A 17,688-nucleotide genomic window follows, 5' to 3' on the forward strand; every position below is an offset into this window, starting at 1 on the left:
AGTTTAACTCCGGTTTTCTGGGGCAGTGACGTCACGCAGACCATCGCCCATCAGGTTGATTGCCAGAACCAGCACGAACAATACAGCACCTGGGATCAGGACCATCCATGGCTCGAACAGCATCATGTTCTTGCCTTCGGACACCATCAGACCCCAGCTTGGGGTGGGGGGTTGAACGCCCAGACCCAGAAACGACAACGCCGCTTCCAAAAGGATCGCGTGGGCCATTTCAAGGGTCATCACTACGATCAGGTTGTTGGCGATGTTTGGCATGATCTCGGACATCAGCACACGGGGAGTGGAACAGCCGACCGCCTTGGCCGCTGCTACATATTCGCGGCCGCGCACCTGCAGGGTGCTGGAACGCATCACAACTGCGAATCGGTCCCAAAGCAAAAGGCCCAGTACCACAATTACCACCTGCAACGATCCGCCAAGGATTGCCACGACAGCAAGCGCCACCAGAACCACCGGCATCGCCAGCCGCACGTTGATCAGATAGGTGACAACTGCATCAACCTTGCCGCCAAAATAACCGGCCGCCACGCCCATTGCCGTTCCGATCACACCGGAGATCGTGGCAGCCACCAGACCGATGAGCAGGGAAACGCGTGCGCCGTAGATCAGGCGCGACAGGTAATCCCGCCCCAGATGGTCGGTGCCAAGGGGATGTTCCCATGTGCCACCCAGAAACACGGGGGGTTTCATCCGCGCCATCAGACTTTGGGCATAAGGATCGTGCGGGGCCAACAGGGGCGCAAAGATTGCCACAAGCACCAGTATTCCAAGTACCACGACACCGATCATCAGACCCTGATGGCCGAAAATCCGTTTGCGCAGCATTTGTCCGGGCGTGGGGCCGACAATGGCCTCCAGCATCGGGTCGGGTGTCATGTTTGTTGTTGCGTCGCTCATATCAACCAGCCCTCATGCGTGGGTCAAGCCAGGCGTTAAGAACGTCCGACAAGAATGTGAAAACGATGTAGAAAAGGGAAAAGACAAGGATCAGCGCCTGTACGGTGGGAAGGTCGTTCCGCGCGATGCTTTCCCATGCCAGATAGCCGGCACCATGCAGTGCAAAGATGCTTTCGACAACGATGGAGCCGCCCAGCATAAAGCCCATCTGCACAGCGGCGAGGCTGACCACAGGAATGATCGCATTGCGCAGTGCATGTTTGAACAGAACCGTAAACTCGCTTGCGCCCTTGGCCCGCGCAGTGCGGATGTAATCAGAGGACAGAACCTCCAGCATACCGGCGCGGGTCAGTCGCATGATGGCAGGCATCGCGTAATAGCCCAGCACAATGGTCGGCATGATGAAGTGCCGCCAGGTGGACGTGCCCGAGGGCGGCAGGATGCCGAACTGGATCGAGAACACAACAATCAGGATAAGACCGAACCAGAAGGACGGCATGGCTTGACCGGCGACGGACAGAAACAGTGCAATCCGGTCAATGATGGAGTTCGGGCGGATGGCCGCGGCAACACCCAGTGGCACTGCTGTCAGCAACGCAAAAGAAATCCCGCACAGGCCCAGCATCATGGTGACTTGCAGACGTTCTGCAATCAGACTGGCCACAGGCAGCTTGAAATAATAGCTTTCGCCCAGATCCCCGACCAGAGCAGAGGACAACCAGTCCCAGTATTGGACCAACATAGGGCGGTCAAAACCATAGAGAACCCGGATCGCTTCTACGTCCTGGTCCGATGCTGTTTCGCCTGCCAGTGCGGCTGCGGGATCACCGGACAGGAACATCAGCGAAAAACTGATGAAAGACACGGTGAACGCAACCAGAACGGCAAGGCCCAAGCGTTTCAAGATAAAGTTCAGCACTGGCGTAAATACCTCTTAGCTAAGTGCGGGAAGGGTGCCCCATATGCTGCTGGTCCGAGAACCGCGCGGAGGGCAAAATAAAAGGGGGCGGAGGCCATGACAGCCTCCGCCCGCTATTCAGGATGGATTAGTTCCAGCTCATGGTTGTGAAGCGCAGAACCTCATCCGGTGTTGGTGTGTAGTCGATCTCTTTGGTATACACGTAGTTCGTGTTGTAAGAGAACATCGGCACCCAGTAAGCCTGATCGGCAATCTTCTTCAGGGCTTTGGAGTAGTTTTCCTTGCGAACTTCCGGATCAGTTGCACTGTCTGCAATGTCCAGCCATTCCTTCACTTCCTCGTCGCGCGCATCATCCAGAGACCCGAACTTGAAGAACTGGCTGGTGATCGCAGAAGTATCGTTAATGGAATAGGAACCCCAAGTCTGGAAGGATACCGGAGTGCCTTCTTTCATCCGCAATTCGCGCAGGGCGGAATATTGCAGCATGTTGAAGTTGGTATCGATACCAACCGCATTCAGGAAAGAAGAGATCGCTTCGGCATAATCGCGGTCGCGGTATGCGTAGAAATCGGTTGAGAACCCGTCCGGATACCCGGCTTCGGCCAGCAAGGCCTTGGCTTTTTCGGGATCGTATTCATAGCTTGTCAGATCCTGTTCACAACCGAACTGGCTGGGGAAACAAGCGGAAGAGACAACTTTACTCTTGCCTTTCAGCAGCGCGCCAACCAGTGCCTCGCGGTCGATGGCATGGGCTACTGCCTGACGTACTTTCAACTTGGTGAACGGGTTGTCTTCACCAGTACGGCCTGCCGCGTCCAATGTCAGATAACCGATCCGCATCGTGCTTTCGTTGGCCACCGTAAACTGCTCCATTGTAGAGAGTTTTTCAGCTTGGTCCGCAGGTGTTTGCCAGATCAGGTCCAGCGAGCCCGAGAAAAGTTCTGCGATCTGTGTGTTCACATCAGGGATCGTACGGATATCAACTTTGGCGATCTCCGGCTGACCTTTCGGGCTGTCGTGGTAGTTTTCGTATTTTTCAAGAACAAAGTGGGAGCCCGGTACAACCTTGCTTACTTTGTAAGGGCCAGTGCCAACAGGTTCGAGGCCCATACCGGACGGGCCGACCTTGGCGTAATATTCGTTCGGGTACATGGACACCGGACCGGAAAGGAATTCAATCGCTGCCGGAAATGCCTCTTTCAGGTGGATACGCACGGTGTAATCGTCGATTTTCTCGGCAGATTTCATCCAGTTAACGTTGCGCTGCGTTTTCACACCGTTGGCTTCGTCGGCAACGAAGTTGACTGTGTAAACCACGTCGTCTGCGTTGAACGGTTCACCATTGTGGAACGTTACGCCTTCACGGAGCTTGAACTCCAGAGTGGTGTCATCGATCCACTCCCAGGATGTTGCAAGGTTGCCTTTGTATTCATTCGTGGCGGGATCACGATAGATCAGGCCGTCCCAAATTGCGCGTTGCAGAACAACGCCCTCTCTGGAGGAGTTGAAGTAGCTGTCGACATTTTCCAGCTCTTTTGTGAAGGCCGCGTTCAGAACGCCGTCAGCTTTGTTGGCCTGTACTGCGCCCGCTGCGATCATCGCAACGGCAGCCGCAGCCATGCCAAGTGCTTTAACTTTGAAAGTCATATTGTTTCCCTTGTTGTACATGCCAGGTTACCCCGGCTTCGTTGTTGCCATATTACATTATAATATGTAGCATCGAATTGTAATTAAGGGTATCAATCGTATTAACGAGTCGTCAAGAATAAATCATTCCAGTAAAGAATGTTTCTTAAAGATACGACCTGACGTAAAAGACCTGGGAGGGGTAACGAGGTTGAATATAGAGAATAAACCGAAGCAAAATACGCTGTTTGTGGCCTCTCTCGCCAAGGGGCTCAGCATTATGAAGGCATTTGACGAAAACCATACCGAGATGTCGCTGCCCGAACTGGCAGAGCGGACAGGACTGGAAAAGAGCGCTGTGCAGCGGCTGGCGAACACATTGCATTTGGAAGGGATGCTGGAGAAAGATCCTAACACACGGCGGTTCCGCCCGTCCCATGCCTTTCTCAATCTGGCCTATTCTTATCTGTGGTCCGACCCGCTGATCCCGGTTGCCATGCCTAAACTTATCGACCTTTCGCAAGAACTGGGCGAGACCATCAACCTTGCCGAAATGTCAGGGGATCATATCATCTACGTTAGTCGGTTGCCCTGCAAGCGAACCTATTTTGCGGCCACAGTAATCGGGCGGAGGCTTCCGGTTCTAAGTACTTCGTCGGGGCGGGCAATGCTGGGCACCCACCCGGATGACGTGCGGGAACAGGCTGTGGCGGAATGGTCCTTGCGTCGCTTTACACCGAGTACAACGCTTGACCGCGGGGAAATTGCCCAAAGCGTGGAAAAGGCGCATGTTGACGGTTTCGCTATTTCCCGTAACCAAATGATTTTGAATGAGATTGGTGTGGCCGCGCCGATCTGCGGACCCTCTGGCAAAGCCTATGCTGCGATCCAGTGTTCCGTATCCTCCTTCCAGTGGAGCGAGGATGAAATCCAGAAGAGGATTGTGCCGCTTTTGCTTGATACCGCGAACGCAATGGGTCCGGCGCTGCGCCATTAACCGGTAAGGTTTATCTTGTACTGTGAAGCCCGGTAAGGTTAGCCTCGGGTAGGCCGTATTTTCCGGCTGAAGAACTTTTTTATCTAAAAGTGTTGAAATGGCTAAAGTTATTATTCACGTCGGGTCCCACAAGACGGGTACGACGGTGTTGCAATCTGTCTTGGCAAGCAATCGATCGGCGCTAAAAGCGCGCGGTGTATATTATCCTGAAACGTTTCGTTTTATGGGTGACAAGCGCAGCACCGAAGTCAGCACAATGGCTCATTTTGAACTGCCAAAAGCACTTGGTATTTACGGCCTAAGGGAGCGTGAGGAACTTGCGCGGTTCCGCCAGCATCTGCTGGATGTGAGGCAGGAATATAGCAAAATCGTTTTCAGTGCGGAAACCTTCTACCGGATGCTGCCAAACAAGGCGAACCTGACATCGTCTGAGAGTGCGGTGGCGAAAAATACGCGCGGGCTCCGTTCCGTTATCTTCGCTCGTCTTGCAGCATTCCTTGAAGGGTTTGATGCTGAAATCCTTGTGTATTTCAGGCGGCCCGACAGTTTTGCAGAGTCGATGTACAGCGAAGGGATTGTAAACGGCAAATCGACCCGCAGTTTTGAAGAGTTTCAGTCATTTCAGAAATTTCGTTTTGACTACGGCGCGCAGCTTGCCACCTTCAAGGAATATTTTCCGGTCCGCTCTTTCGTGTTCGAAGAGAAGGTAAAGGGTGGTCTTCTAGAGAACAACTTTGCCGATTTGGATATTGGTTCGCCGTTTACACATGACTCTGCCATGGAACGCCGCGCTGTACCCAAGCGGGCAACATTGTGGTTAAGGCGCTGTAAGTTGGCGGCTGCCATCAAAAAGCGTGGATTTAACCAGCGGAAACTGTTTGCTTATCTGCCGGAGCATCGCGCGTATTTCGGTGGCGAAAACCGTTATAGTTTTTGGGAGAGTACGCAAGCGCGGGATGCTTTCACCGAAAGGGCGCTTCGCAACGCGCCCGAATTGGTCTTTCCCGCAGCGCCGCCAACGGTTCCCCCGTTGTGTGCCTGGACCCCTGCCGACCATCAGGCTGCCGAAGATGCTTTCCACGATTGGCGGCAGCGGGAGCAGGATTGGATAAAGGAACGTCGCAAAAACCGGATTCTACCCTTCATGGTCGATCCGGTCGATGACGTTTAAGCAAAACTAGAGTTCTGAATCCCACGGAGCGTTGGCGCCTGCGCGTGAAACGACGATTCCTGCCACACGTGCCCCAAGCGCGAGCGCATCTGCCAATGTATCTTCTGAAAGGGAAGCTATCGCTGTTTTGGTGAGGACGTTTGCTTGTGCAAGTGACGCCAGCACGCCGGCGTTAAAGGTATCGCCTGCACCCACCGTATCGACTACGTCCACTTTTTGCGCTGCTACGCTGATTTCGGCCCCGCTCGCCAGAAAGCCGGTTGCCCCTTCGCTGCCTTTGGTCAGGATGACAAGGCTTGGCCCTTGGGCCAGAAGGTCGGCGGCCTTTTCTGCCGCGCTCTGTGGGCCGGTAACAAGCCAGTCCAGATCTTCATCGGAGATCTTCACAATGTCTGAAAGCGCAATCATCCGCTTCAGGCGTGTCCTGTAAGCGGCTTCATCTGCGATGAAATTCGCTCTGATGTTCGGGTCTATCATAATAACGCGCCCGTCACCCTGAGAAGTCAGGAGCGCTTCGTAAGTTTCCGCACAGGGCATGCAGGCGAGGCTAATTCCCCCGAAGAACAACGCGTTTATGTCATCAGGTAATTGTGGCAAGTCGTCCGGTACAATCATCCGGCCTGCGGAATTCTCGTCGTAGAAATCGTATTTAGCCTGACCGTTCTGCAACTGCACAAAAGCCAGAGTCGTCGGGCGGGATGAGATTATGGCATGTTCTGAATTGACGTTACTTTGTGCCAAAGCATCCTGCAATTGCCGGCCAAACAGGTCCGATGACAATCCGCTCAAAAGTCCCGACTCCACACCCAGACGACCCAATGCGACAGCGGTATTGAATACGGCGCCGCCGGTGTGGGGGACGAAGCCCTCAGGCCCCTGAACGGTGGGTTCGGGGATCATATCGATCAGGGCTTCGCCGCAGCAGAGGATCATGGGTTCAAATACTCTTGCAGAGCGGCAGCCAGACCCTCGTTTTGAATACGGTTCAGGGATTGGCAGAATGCATCAGCAAAGCGTGGGTTCTCGCCAAGGTCTCCGTAATATTGGGTCATTTCCAGCCAGCGCATCGGTGCATCGGCAGCTTCCTGCGCCACTTTTTTCAGTTCGTCCCAATGGGGATCGTTCGGCGCGATTGTGCTGCCATCTTCACGGTGGCCCTGACAGTACCGCGCCCAAGTTGCCGAAACCAGTGCGAGCCCTTCTATGGGTGTGCCGCTTTCAAGGCCGTCGCGGATGGAGGGTATAATAAAGCCGGGTTGCCGGCTTGAACCGTCAAAAGCCACACGACGGGTCGTGTCGAAGATTTCCTTGTTCGAGAACCGGCCCGTGATCAATTCAAGATAGGCAAGTGGTGTCATGTCAGGAACAGGCGCTACGTGCGGAGCGATTTCCTCTGTTTCGACCTTACGCATCAGAGCATTCAAACTGGGATGGGCCATTGTTTCGGCAATGGTTTCCAGTCCCAGCAGATCTCCTGCTGCAGCGATGATCTGATGCCCGCCGTTTAGCATGCGGATTTTCATGGTCTCGTAGAGTTCGACTTCATTGGTCAGAACCGCACCCGCATCTTCCCAAGCGGGCCGACCCGCACAGAAAGAGTCTTCTATCACCCACTGGCGGAAGTTTTCGTGTGTAACCGGAGCATTATCGGCAATACCGAAAGCAGCTGCCAAAGCGATTTCCTTGGGGCCGGTGGCTGGTACGATGCAGTCAACCATAGAGTTGGGGAAGCTGCAATTTGCGTCAATCCACTCTGCAAGTTCCGGATCGGACATGCGCGCCAGTGACGTCAGTGTCTGGTGCAGGACTGCGCCGTTATCCTGAAGGTTGTCGCAGCTCATACAGGTGAAAGGCCCGACGCCGTTGTCGCGGCGCAACCGAAGAGCCGCAATCATCGCGCCAAAAGCTGTCCGTGGCTCGGCCGGATGGGCCGCATCGTGCCGGATTTCCGGATGTCCTGCGTCAAAACCCCCTGTGGCGGCGTCGCGGTAATACCCGCCTTCGGTCACAGTCAGGGACACAATACGGATTTCGGGACGTGCCATATAGGCGATCAGCGCGTCATTGGAAGGTTCAACAGGCAGGTAGCCGATCATTGCGCCGCAGACTTCTGCCGATGTGCTGGCGGGATCGAGTTCGATCAGGGTTGTCAGGCAATCCTGCGCCAGTAGTTTTTCGCGCTGCAATCCGTCCGAAGGGCGTACACCTGCGCCAACGATGGCCCAGTCATGGTTCTTGCCCGCATCAAACAGTCGATGCGTGTACCATGCCTGATGGGCACGGTGGAAATTCCCCAGACCGATATGGACGATACCTGCGGAAAGGGATGCACGGTCGTACTTCGGAACGCGGATGTCTGCGGCCAGTTGGTCAAGAGAGCTGTCAGACAGTGGTACAAGCGGTTTCATTTTTGTTTGCCTTGCTGTCGGGTGGCCAAGGGGCAACCCCGGGCCGTCTTCACGGCCCGTCGTGTCGTGGAAACCCATTCGGTCATTCCATCCGCAGGCCAGAGGCGTCAAAGCGGTGGATCTGATCGGCGCGCGGGGTGAGATGGATGATATCGCCGTGTTTGTAACCGACCTCGCCGGTGGCCCGAACGGTGAGCGTTTCACCCAGCCCGGTCCCGTGCACGTGGAAGAAGGTATCAGAGCCGAGATGCTCGGCTACGGCGACCTTGCCCTGCCATTGCCCGCCACTGTCCGTGACGTCGATATGTTCGGGACGGATGCCGATAGAATGGGCGTCGTGTTTGGCGGCTTCCGGGCCTTCGATGAGGTTCATTTTCGGGGATCCGATGAAGCCTGCCACAAAGCTGTTTCGCGGTTTGTGGTAGAGCTCCAGCGGACTGCCGACCTGCTCGATAAATCCGGCCCGCAGAACCACGATCTTGTCGGCCATTGTCATGGCTTCTACCTGATCGTGGGTTACATAAATCATTGTAGTTTCAAGGCGTTTGTGCAGTTCGCTGATTTCCAGCCGCATACCGACCCGCAGGGCCGCATCAAGGTTGGAGAGCGGTTCGTCAAACAGGAAGGCCTCGGGTTCGCGGACGATGGCCCGACCGATTGCAACCCGCTGGCGCTGACCACCGGACAGTTGGCCCGGACGGCGTTCCAGATAGTCTGTGAGGTTCAGGGCAGCAGCGGCCTGTTCGATCCGGCGGTCCTGTTCCGCCTTGTCAACGCCTGCCATACGCATAGGGAAGGCGATGTTCTTGCGCACGCTCATATGGGGATAGAGAGCGTAGGATTGGAACACCATTGCCAGACCCCGTTTTGCAGGTGGTACATGGGTCGCGTCCACACCATCGATTTTCAGCGTGCCGGAGGTCATGTCTTCCAGTCCTGCAATCAGGCGGAGCAGTGTGGATTTACCGCAGCCCGATGGCCCGACAAAGACTGTGAACTCTCCGTCTTCGATCGTCAGATCAAGTGGCGGGATAACTTCGACATCGCCGAAAGTTTTGCTCACTTTTTCAAGTATAATCTGTCCCATGTGTAAATTCCTTATTTAACCGCGCCGAAGGTCAGGCCACGGACAAGCTGCTTCTGGCTGAACCAGCCGAGGATCAGGATTGGTGCAATCGCCATAGTAGAGGCGGCTGACAGTTTGGCGTAGAACAACCCTTCCGGGCTGGAGTAGCTGGCGATGAACGCGGTGAGCGGGGCCGCTTTAGCGGCGGTGAGATTGAGGGTCCAGAAAGCCTCGTTCCACGCAAGGATGAAATTCAAAAGCAGGGTGGAGGCGATGCCGGGAACGGCCATCGGTGTCAGTACGTAAAGGATCTCGTCCTTGAGCGTTGCGCCGTCCATTCTTGATGCTTCCAGAATTTCGCCCGGAATCTCGCGGAAGTAGGTGTAAAGCATCCAGACAATGATCGGCAGGTTGATCAGCATCAGCACTACAGTCAGACCGATGCGGCTGTCCAGAAGGCCCATTTTAATGAAGATCAGGTAGATCGGGTAGAGAACCCCGACTGCCGGAAGCATTTTTGTAGACAACATCCACAGCAGGATGTCTTTGGTGCGACGGGATGGTACAAAGGCCATCGACCACGCTGCAGGGATCGCGATGATCAGGCCAAGCAGTGTGGAACCGCCGGCGATGAAGACCGAATTCCACAGGAAGCGGGCATAATTGGACCGTTCCAGAACCACCTCGTAGTTTTCCAGTGTCCAGTCAAAAGCAAGGAAGACCGGAGGATCGGCAATCGCTGTTGCTTCGGTTTTGAAGCTGGTCAGGATCGTCCAGAGGATCGGGAAGAAGATCAGGAAACCGATGCCCCAAGCGGCTGCGGTATTGATGATCTTGCGTTGTGTTGTGACGCTGCGAGCCATGTTCAGTTCCTCCTCAGGCGTCCAGATTCTTGCCAACAATGCGCATCAGGAAGACGGCCATTATGTTTGCAAGGATGACGGCATAGATGCCACCGGCAGAGCCAAGACCGATGTTCTGGCTTTCCAGTACGCGTTGATAGATCAGATAAGTCAGTGTGCGGGTGCCAAAGCTGCCTTGGGTGGTCACAAAGATTTCGGCAAAGATCGACAGCAAGAAGATTGTCTGGATCAGTACAACGATTGTGATCGCACGGGACAGGTGGGGCAGGGTGATAAAGCCGAACCGGGAAAGAGCAGGTGCACCATCCATTTCGGCTGCTTCAAGCTGTTCGCTGTCCAGAGACTGGATTGCAGTCAGCAGGATAAGGGTTGCGAACGGCAACCACTGCCAGGACACGATCATCACTATAGAGCCGAGCGACGCCTGACTGAGCCATTCCACCGGCGTCAGTCCGAAAGCCTGCCACAGATGGGCAAAAAGGCCGTTCACAGGGTCCATAAACATGTTCTTCCAGACCAGCGCGCTTACGGTGGGCATCACGAAGAAAGGCGCGATGACCAGAATACGTACAATGCCTTGCCCCCACATGGGCTGGTCCAGCAGGATTGCAAGCAATACTCCGAATACGACGGTGATGAACAGGACACCCAGTACAATCACCAGTGTGGCAGTCACTGAGGGCCAGAACGCGCTGGAAGTGACGAAGCGGATGTAGTTGTCAAAACCGACCCATCCGAGGTCTCCGCCACGCATTGGCAGGTATTTCTTGAAAGAGAAAAACAACGTCATCGTCAGGGGCACGAGCATCCAGCCGAGAAGCAGGATTACAGCCGGGGCCATCATCAAACGGGCAGCAGAGCGGGAATGTTGGGTCGCCATGACTTATCTCCTCACGCAGGGTGGTGCGCGGCTGTTCGTACGCCTATTGCGCACTGTTGTTTTTGTCTGTCAGGAAAGAAGTATAACACAGCCCGGGGGTAAAACCGAGGGAATGCACCCCCGGGCTGTGTGAGGAAAGGATTAGTAGCCCGCGGCTTCCATTTCGTCGGCAGTCAGAGCCTGCGCTTTCTCAAGAGCTTCTTCCACTGATTGCTGGCCTGCCAGCGCTGCGGAGAATTCCTGACCAACCTGAGTTGCGATACCTGCAAACTCCGGGATGGCGACGAACTGCACGCCTGTGTACGGAACCGGATCAACTGTCGGGTTGGTCGGATCTGCGGAGTTGATGGAATTCAGTGTCATCTCTGCAAAAGGAACCTTTTTGTATTCCTCGTTCTCGTAGAGGGATGTGCGTGTGCCCGGAGGTACGTTTGCCCAACCTTCGTTTTCGGCAACCAGAGCTGTGTACTCTTTCGAGGTAGCCCAAGCGACGAACTTTTTGGCTTCTTCTGTAGCGTCAGAGCCAGCAGGGATCGCCAGTGACCATGCCCAGAGCCAGTTGCCCCGTTTGCCAAGTCCATTGTCCGGTGCCAGCGCAAAGCCAACGTGCTCGGCAACAGTGGAGTCTGTCGGGTTGGTTACGAAAGACGCAGCAACTGTCGCGTCAATCCACATGCCGCATTTGCCTTGCTGGAACAGGGACAGGTTTTCGTTGAACCCGTTTGTCGACGCACCCGGAGGACCGTAGTTGTTCATCAGGTCCATGTAGGTGTTCAGGGTTGCTGCCCATTCTTCAGTGTCGAACTGTGGTGTCCAGTTTTCGTCAAACCAGCGTGCGCCGTAAGAGTTGGCCATAGCGGACAGGAAGGCCATGTTCTCGCCCCAGCCTGCTTTACCGCGCAGACAGATGCCGTAGATGCCTTTTTCCTTGTCGGTCATGGCTTCTGCGGCCTTGGCGATCTGGTCCCATGTTGGTGCTTCTGGCATTTCCATGCCAGCGTCAGCCATCAGGTCTTTGCGGTACATAACCATGGAGCTCTCACCGTAGAACGGTGCGGCGTACAGGTTGTCGTTGACGGTCAGGCCGCCACGGATGGCTGGCAGGATGTCGTCTTTATCCCACTCGGCTGGCAGGTCTTCCAGAGAAACCAGCCAGTCTTGTTTGGCCCAGATCGGCACTTCGTAAGTCCCGATTGTCATCACGTCGAACTGCCCGCCTTTAGCGGCGATGTCTTGTGTAACGCGCTGACGCAGAACGTTTTCTTCCAGAGTAACCCATTCCAGTTTGATGTCTGGGTTCTTGGATGTGAAATCTTCGGTCAGACCCTGCATACGGATCATGTCGCCGTTGTTCACTGTCGCGATGGTGATTGTTGTTTCCGCATATGCGGCATTCGCTGCCAGGATAGCAGCAACGCTTGTGAAGCGCAGTGGCATAGTCAAATTCATCCCTAGTCCTCCCTTGGTGAATCAAATGCTGAAATGACTGTAGGGCATCCTTTATCACGGTGTCAATTAATTTTTAACGCGCGTAAAGTTTATTTAGGCGGAGGACCGCATGATCAGACGACCTTCATAGAGGGTATCCTCACGGTCCCGCTTGTTCCGCCCGTGCTCGATCAGGTTGACCAGCGTATCTACGCTGCGCTCTGTGATTGCTTCGTAATCTTGTGAGATTGTTGTGAGCGAGGGGCAGGTGTAGCGGGCAAAAGGGTGGTCGTCATGGCCCGCGATCCGCAAGGTACAGTCCGGCGCAATGCCGACTTTGATCCCGAGTTCGTAAGCAGCAGCCATCAGGCCAATGGCAAGACGGTCGTTGCTGCAAAGAATTGTGCGGCTCGGCAGATCATTCTTCTCAAGAATTTTCAAACCACCGTTGTATCCGATTTCCTCAAACTCCCAATCGTCGCCTTCCACACGGATCACATGGGGCGTGTGACCCAGTTCCTCCATCGCCTGCGTGTAGGCAGCGCGGCGTTTGTTGGCGTTCGGGTTCACTGGAGGCATTTCGAAAAAGCAAGGAGGCTCTCCGGTCCGGCAAAGATACTCCACCATCAATGGCACTGATTGGAAGTTGTTTGAGCCGATGAACGTCGCCCCGATGCCTTCAAGGTTGCTATCCACCAGAACGGTCGGGATTTCCTTGCAAAAAGCTTCGAGTTTTTTCTTGTGGGAATCCCGTCCGATCGGGGCCATCAAAACACCGGCAGGGCGCATCGACCGCAGGATATCGAGAATCTCAAGCTCGTGGTCGGGGCTGCCGTGAGAGCTGAAGGTTGAAGGGGAAAAACCCGCCTCGATACAGCACCGTTCCAGTTTGCGTGCAACTTCCGAGAAAAACGGGTCGGCCACATAGGGAACGACGATCCCGATGTTTTTTGTGATCCGGCGGTTCTGGTTTACGGCGTAAAGATTCGGACGGAAATCATACTGTTCAAGTGCCGCTTCGATCTTTTGGCGGGTGGATGCACGGACGCTTGAAGGCTCGTTAAAGTACTTTGATACTGTCGGACGGGACACACCGCATTTTGCGGAGAATTCTTCCATATTCCGGATCTTCTGAGCAACCATCGGGCGTCCTTGTTAAAGCTTCTCGGCCCGCAAAAATAAATTTTCCGCGCGCAAAGTTATACTGTGTCACATTTCCGCTGCGGTCAACAGAGCAGGTCGGTAAATGCGTATACCGTTACGGGAGACCGGAAACTTTCTTTCTCATAGGCTGAAGAATCAACCGAAAGTAGCCGGTTCAGGTCAGGGGAAGGCGCCGTTCTATGATTCGCGACAGAATGCTGGCGCCGACAGGCAGGATGTCATCATCGAGCGTATAGGCAGGGTTATGGACAGAAACCGTGCCGCTATGCCCGAGAGTACAATAGGCACCGGGCACAACCTTTAGCATGTCTGCGAAATCCTCACTTCCGGTTCGCAATTCGTCGGAATGTTCAATGAGATCAGCCCCGACAACCTCGGCGGCGGCTTCCAGCATGTGTTCGGACAGGTCTGCATCGTTCATCAGAACGTCGAACACGTTCCAGATTTTGACATCAATCTCAATTCCGTGGGCTTTCGCCATTCCGGCGCAGATTTCGTTGATGCGCAATTCTACCAGTTCGCGTACGTCATCGTGGAAGTAGCGAACCGTACCTGTCAGAGTGGCCGATGCGGGTACTACATTATAGGCGTTGCCCGAATTGAACGTCGTCACGGAAAGCACTGCGGGTTTTGTCGGGGCGACATTGCGGCTGACGATGGATTGCAATTCCCCGACCAGCGAAGCTGCGATGACGATCGTATCGCGCCCTGCCTGAGGCATTGCGGCGTGGCTGCCGACGCCGTTTACGGTAATGTCAAAGAAACAGGCTCCTGCCATGGCCGCCCCGGGTTTCACGCTCACATGGTTGGGCTGGCCGTTCGGGTTATTGTGCATCCCGTAGATTTCATCACAGGGAAATTTTTCAAACAATCCGTCAGCGATCATAGTGCGCGCCCCGCCGAGTCCTTCTTCGGCGGGCTGAAAGACCAAAACAGCTGTGCCGTCGAAATTACGGGTATCTGCGAGGTATTTGGCAGCCCCGAGCAGCATGGTCGTGTGGCTGTCATGACCGCAAGCATGCATCACACCCGGCGTTTTGGAGGCATAGGGCAGGTTTGTGGTTTCGTGGATCGGCAAAGCATCCATGTCGGCCCGTAACCCTATGCGTTTGGGGCCTTTGCCTTTGCCGTGGATCAAGCCGACAACGCCCGTTGTAGCCAGACCACTGTGCACCTCATCAACTCCGTATTCCTTCAACAGGTCTTGTACGATGCCGCTCGTGCGGTGCTCCTGAAAGCCAAGTTCCGGGTGTGCGTGGAAATCGCGCCGTATATTGGTAAGGGTCTTGGCGTGGTCGGCTATCTGGGGCAAAACGGGCATGGTCTGATCCTGAATCTCTTTGGGTTCGCAGCACTTTAGGCCGCGAACCGCAAGTTGACCAGAGACTAGCTTGCTAGTGCCGCTTCGTTGCGTTTTTCGATCTGGTGTTCATCCTCGACCAGCCCGATTTTCCAGTAGCCTGCGATATAGGCGTCGGCTTTCGGCAGCTTGCGGTCAACAAGGATGTACTGGCGCAGGGCGCGGATCATACTGCTTTCGCCCGCAATACAAACTTGCAAACGTTCTACGGGCCAGTGAAGCTGGCGCACCAGGTTTTCAACCTGCCCATCCGGTTTGGAAGGGTCGGGGTTCACAAGCCAGTGGGCTGTTATCCCTGCTGGCATCTTCAGGGACTGCCGGTCGTCGGGATGGGTAATCTCGAAAATCGCGGTGCCTTTTGCACGTTCGGGCATAGCCTCTAGCGTGGCAGCGGCGAGCGGCAGGGCTGAAAGGTCGGCGACCACAAGATACTGGTCTGCCTCATAGGCTTTAACTTTAACTGGGCCGGGTCCGGCAAAACCGCAAAAAGAGCCCACCTGCGCGGCCCTTGCCCATGCCGAAGCCGGACCGGCGTCTCCGTGATCGACAAAATCAATGTCCATCTCACAAGCAGCCCGTCTCTGGTGGCGCACGGTATAAGTGCGCACAACCGGACGGGGGCCATTGATCAACTGCTCGTGGAACGAAGCCTTGTCCTGTCCTGCCTTTGGAAGGAACAACTTGCAGTTTGCCCCTTCGCAGCCGTCGGTAATTTCACCGACTTCGGGGCCGCTGAAGGTAACGCGGATCATATGGGCTGAAATGCGGCGGACTGCGGAAACAGTAAAAACTCGGGGTGTGCGTTTGCTGCGGGCTGGTTCTGTCATAGTATCTTCCTGTGATGTAGTGGGTGGGAAAATACCTGCCTGTTTCGCGGTGTTATAACACCATATGTCACAGGGTTCGAGCGCAAAGCCGTTCGCGCCAGATCAGGATTTCTTCTCTAACGCCTCGGCTTGGGCATTTTTGCGTAGGAACCAGAAGAAGGACACAACTGACAGCAGGAGCAATGCTACGGCGACCGGACTTTTGAGCATTTGCGTCAGGTCGCCGTTCGTCAGGGCCAGCGACTGTGCAATGGATTTTTCAAAACGGGGGCCTAGGAAGAAGGCGATGATGAAGATCACCAGCGAATATCCGAAAGTAGACATCAGATAGCCGACAATGGCGAAGATCAGCATGATGGCTACGCCGAACAACCCGCTGGTGGCCATGGAAACGCCCACGATGCACAACAGCAAAGCAGCGGAAAAGATGATGGATTCCGGTGCTGAAACGACTTTGGTCCAGAACCGCAAACCCAGTTGCCCGACCCACAGGTTTACGAAATTTGCCATCAGCATTGCACCAAACAGACCGTACACAAGACGCCCTTGTTGTTCAAACAGCAAGGGGCCGGGCTGCATACCGTGGATCATAAAGGCCGAGATAATCAGTGCCGCACCCACACTTCCCGGAATGCCAAGCGTCAGGAGCGGGATCAGGTTCGCTCCGACCACCGCAGAGTTGGCGGATTCAGACGCTGCAATCCCTTGCAGGTTGCCTTTGCCAAAGCTCGTCGGGTCTTTTGAGCCGGCTTTGGTCATGGCATAGGACATGAAGGCGGCGGCCGTAGACCCGATGCCCGGCAGGGCGCCTAGAATCGTGCCGATTGTTGCACCGCGCAACATTGTATAACGGCAGGCCCAGTATTCTGCCCAACTGACGCGGCGATCTTCGGGTTTCTGGGAACCGTCTGTGATAATGCCGGATTTCACATTGCCATGGGCCAGCGACATACGCCGCAGGATCTCCGAAATGGCGAGCATCCCGATCGCAACGGAAGGCAGCGGCAATCCGTCAAACAGATCCCAATAGCCGAAGATCAGTCGCGGTGTGTAATGTTCCGGATCCTGCCCGACCGAAGCCACCAGCAGGCCAAGCGCAGCGGCGATAATGCCTTTTATCAAAGAGTTGCCGATCAGCCCGGCGAGAATTGAAAAGGCAAAAATCATCAGGGCGACCACTTCAATCGGCCCCATCTTCAAAGCCATGATTGCCAATGGCGCAGAAACGGTGATCAGGACAATGTCGCTGAACAAATCCCCCGTTACGGACGAAAACAGGGCCATTTTCGTGGCCTTCAACGGTTTGCCCTGTTTGGCCAACGGATGCCCGTCAAGCGCCGTAGCTGCCGCATCGGGTGTTCCGGGCGTATTCATCAAAATGGCGGGAACCGCCCCGCCCACCAGACCGCCCTTGTTGACCCCCACCAGAAAGGCAATGGCGGGTAGCGGGTCCAGCCCGAAGGTAAAGGGTATCGCGATCGCCATAGCCATAATCGGTCCGATACCGGGCACCGCGCCGACAAACTGGCCCAGTAGCACTCCAAAAAGCACAAACATCAGGTTGAACGGGGTAAAAGCGTCCCCGAAGCCTGCAAGTATCGTTGCAAAATCCACCATGGAGCGGTCCTTTAAGGCAATGCGCGACCAAGCGCTTGGGTCACAAGAAACCAGATCAGTGCAGGCATCCCGACAGCGCCGAAAGCCAGCCAGAAGGGGCGCCGTTCTCCGATGAACCACATGATGGCGAAAGCGAGGAGTGGCGCAACATACTCAAAACCAAAACGGGACATGGCGAAAAGCCCCGCGACCAGAAGCAGGCTGTAGCCCGCTGTCCGCAGGATATTCTGAAGGTTTGCCACTTGATGGGTCGTCGGCTTCAACACCAGCAAACCGCCGCACAGCGCCAGGATCAGGGAAATAATGTCGGGCACGGTTTTGGGATTCAGGCTGCCTCCCTCCACCGCCTCAATATGGGCGGGATTGACCACGAAGTACATCGCGAGCCCGAGCAACAAAAAGAATATACCGGAAATGCGGTCAGCCGACACCACGTGATCCCCCCT

The 17,688-nt window shown here is 55.2% G+C and carries 16 protein-coding genes; 2 read left to right on the top strand and 14 right to left on the bottom strand.

Annotated elements, in window-relative coordinates; translation table 11 throughout:
- Positions 1–3 precede the first annotated feature (3 nt).
- From C0U40_RS12275 to C0U40_RS12285, 3 genes are all read right to left on the bottom strand, one after another.
- The gene (locus C0U40_RS12275; RefSeq protein ID WP_101656080.1) at positions 4–915 is read right to left on the bottom strand and encodes an ABC transporter permease; all 912 of its coding nucleotides are present in this window, start codon (positions 913–915) and stop codon (positions 4–6) included.
- 1 nt (position 916) lies between these two features.
- Positions 917–1,834, bottom strand: coding sequence for an ABC transporter permease (locus tag C0U40_RS12280; RefSeq protein ID WP_101656081.1), 918 nt, complete (start codon positions 1,832–1,834; stop codon positions 917–919).
- A gap of 127 nt (positions 1,835–1,961) precedes the next feature.
- Positions 1,962–3,455, bottom strand: coding sequence for an ABC transporter substrate-binding protein (locus C0U40_RS12285; RefSeq protein WP_180957688.1), 1,494 nt, complete (start codon positions 3,453–3,455; stop codon positions 1,962–1,964).
- A gap of 256 nt (positions 3,456–3,711) precedes the next feature.
- On the opposite strand from C0U40_RS12285, the gene C0U40_RS12290 reads away from it, so the two are divergent.
- The gene (locus C0U40_RS12290) at positions 3,712–4,458 is read left to right on the top strand and encodes an IclR family transcriptional regulator (protein WP_286134952.1); all 747 of its coding nucleotides are present in this window, start codon (positions 3,712–3,714) and stop codon (positions 4,456–4,458) included.
- A gap of 97 nt (positions 4,459–4,555) precedes the next feature.
- Entirely contained in the window at positions 4,556–5,629 is a 1,074-nt protein-coding gene (locus tag C0U40_RS12295; RefSeq protein ID WP_101656082.1) for a hypothetical protein, read from the top strand.
- 6 nt (positions 5,630–5,635) lie between these two features.
- Here C0U40_RS12295 and C0U40_RS12300 read toward each other — a convergent pair whose 3' ends face one another.
- The 11 genes from C0U40_RS12300 to C0U40_RS12350 form a co-directional block, all read right to left on the bottom strand.
- Positions 5,636–6,562 carry a carbohydrate kinase family protein gene (locus C0U40_RS12300; RefSeq protein ID WP_101656083.1) on the bottom strand — a complete coding sequence of 309 codons (927 nt, stop codon included), beginning with the start codon at positions 6,560–6,562 and terminating at the stop codon, positions 5,636–5,638.
- Positions 6,559–8,037, bottom strand: a complete 1,479-nt coding sequence (locus C0U40_RS12305) for a mannitol dehydrogenase family protein (protein WP_101656135.1) — start codon at positions 8,035–8,037, stop codon at positions 6,559–6,561. Before C0U40_RS12305 ends, C0U40_RS12300 begins: the two co-directional genes overlap by 4 nt.
- A gap of 82 nt (positions 8,038–8,119) precedes the next feature.
- On the bottom strand, positions 8,120–9,124 hold the full coding sequence (locus tag C0U40_RS12310; protein WP_101656084.1) for an ABC transporter ATP-binding protein: 1,005 nt from the start codon (positions 9,122–9,124) through the stop codon (positions 8,120–8,122).
- A gap of 11 nt (positions 9,125–9,135) precedes the next feature.
- Positions 9,136–9,966 carry a carbohydrate ABC transporter permease gene (locus C0U40_RS12315; protein ID WP_101656085.1) on the bottom strand — a complete coding sequence of 277 codons (831 nt, stop codon included), beginning with the start codon at positions 9,964–9,966 and terminating at the stop codon, positions 9,136–9,138.
- A gap of 13 nt (positions 9,967–9,979) precedes the next feature.
- A complete protein-coding gene (locus C0U40_RS12320) occupies positions 9,980–10,846 on the bottom strand; it encodes a carbohydrate ABC transporter permease (RefSeq protein WP_101656086.1) in 867 nt (288 codons plus the stop codon).
- 141 nt (positions 10,847–10,987) lie between these two features.
- The gene (locus C0U40_RS12325) at positions 10,988–12,295 is read right to left on the bottom strand and encodes an ABC transporter substrate-binding protein (RefSeq protein WP_101656087.1); all 1,308 of its coding nucleotides are present in this window, start codon (positions 12,293–12,295) and stop codon (positions 10,988–10,990) included.
- Between the two features lie 93 nt (positions 12,296–12,388).
- A complete protein-coding gene (locus tag C0U40_RS12330) occupies positions 12,389–13,417 on the bottom strand; it encodes a LacI family DNA-binding transcriptional regulator (RefSeq protein WP_101656088.1) in 1,029 nt (342 codons plus the stop codon).
- A 175-nt stretch (positions 13,418–13,592) separates the two neighbouring features.
- Positions 13,593–14,759: a M20 aminoacylase family protein gene (locus C0U40_RS12335; protein WP_101656089.1), complete on the bottom strand. Its 1,167-nt coding sequence runs from the start codon at positions 14,757–14,759 to the stop codon at positions 13,593–13,595.
- A gap of 65 nt (positions 14,760–14,824) precedes the next feature.
- Complete coding sequence (locus tag C0U40_RS12340; RefSeq protein WP_101656090.1) at positions 14,825–15,625, bottom strand: siderophore-interacting protein; 801 nt, start codon at positions 15,623–15,625, stop codon at positions 14,825–14,827.
- Between the two features lie 102 nt (positions 15,626–15,727).
- Entirely contained in the window at positions 15,728–17,242 is a 1,515-nt protein-coding gene (locus C0U40_RS12345) for a tripartite tricarboxylate transporter permease (RefSeq protein ID WP_101656091.1), read from the bottom strand.
- A gap of 11 nt (positions 17,243–17,253) precedes the next feature.
- Complete coding sequence (locus tag C0U40_RS12350) at positions 17,254–17,676, bottom strand: tripartite tricarboxylate transporter TctB family protein (RefSeq protein WP_101656092.1); 423 nt, start codon at positions 17,674–17,676, stop codon at positions 17,254–17,256.
- Between the last annotated feature and the right edge of the window lie 12 nt (positions 17,677–17,688).

This window comes from Neptunicoccus cionae, from assembly GCF_002860325.1.
Lineage (GTDB): Bacteria > Pseudomonadota > Alphaproteobacteria > Rhodobacterales > Rhodobacteraceae > Amylibacter > Amylibacter lutimaris.

Coding starts and splice junctions, on each gene's coding strand:
- C0U40_RS12275 (WP_101656080.1), bottom strand. CDS start 915: ATGAGCGACGCAACAACAAACATGACACCCGACCCGATGCTGGAGGCC.
- C0U40_RS12285 (WP_180957688.1), bottom strand. CDS start 3,455: ATGGCTGCGGCTGCCGTTGCGATGATCGCAGCGGGCGCAGTACAGGCC.
- C0U40_RS12295 (WP_101656082.1), top strand. CDS start 4,556: ATGGCTAAAGTTATTATTCACGTCGGGTCCCACAAGACGGGTACGACG.
- C0U40_RS12300 (WP_101656083.1), bottom strand. CDS start 6,562: ATGATCCTCTGCTGCGGCGAAGCCCTGATCGATATGATCCCCGAACCC.
- C0U40_RS12305 (WP_101656135.1), bottom strand. CDS start 8,037: ATGAAACCGCTTGTACCACTGTCTGACAGCTCTCTTGACCAACTGGCC.
- C0U40_RS12310 (WP_101656084.1), bottom strand. CDS start 9,124: ATGGGACAGATTATACTTGAAAAAGTGAGCAAAACTTTCGGCGATGTC.
- C0U40_RS12315 (WP_101656085.1), bottom strand. CDS start 9,966: ATGGCTCGCAGCGTCACAACACAACGCAAGATCATCAATACCGCAGCC.
- C0U40_RS12320 (WP_101656086.1), bottom strand. CDS start 10,846: ATGGCGACCCAACATTCCCGCTCTGCTGCCCGTTTGATGATGGCCCCG.
- C0U40_RS12325 (WP_101656087.1), bottom strand. CDS start 12,295: ATGAATTTGACTATGCCACTGCGCTTCACAAGCGTTGCTGCTATCCTG.
- C0U40_RS12330 (WP_101656088.1), bottom strand. CDS start 13,417: ATGGTTGCTCAGAAGATCCGGAATATGGAAGAATTCTCCGCAAAATGC.
- C0U40_RS12335 (WP_101656089.1), bottom strand. CDS start 14,759: ATGCCCGTTTTGCCCCAGATAGCCGACCACGCCAAGACCCTTACCAAT.
- C0U40_RS12340 (WP_101656090.1), bottom strand. CDS start 15,625: ATGACAGAACCAGCCCGCAGCAAACGCACACCCCGAGTTTTTACTGTT.
- C0U40_RS12345 (WP_101656091.1), bottom strand. CDS start 17,242: ATGGTGGATTTTGCAACGATACTTGCAGGCTTCGGGGACGCTTTTACC.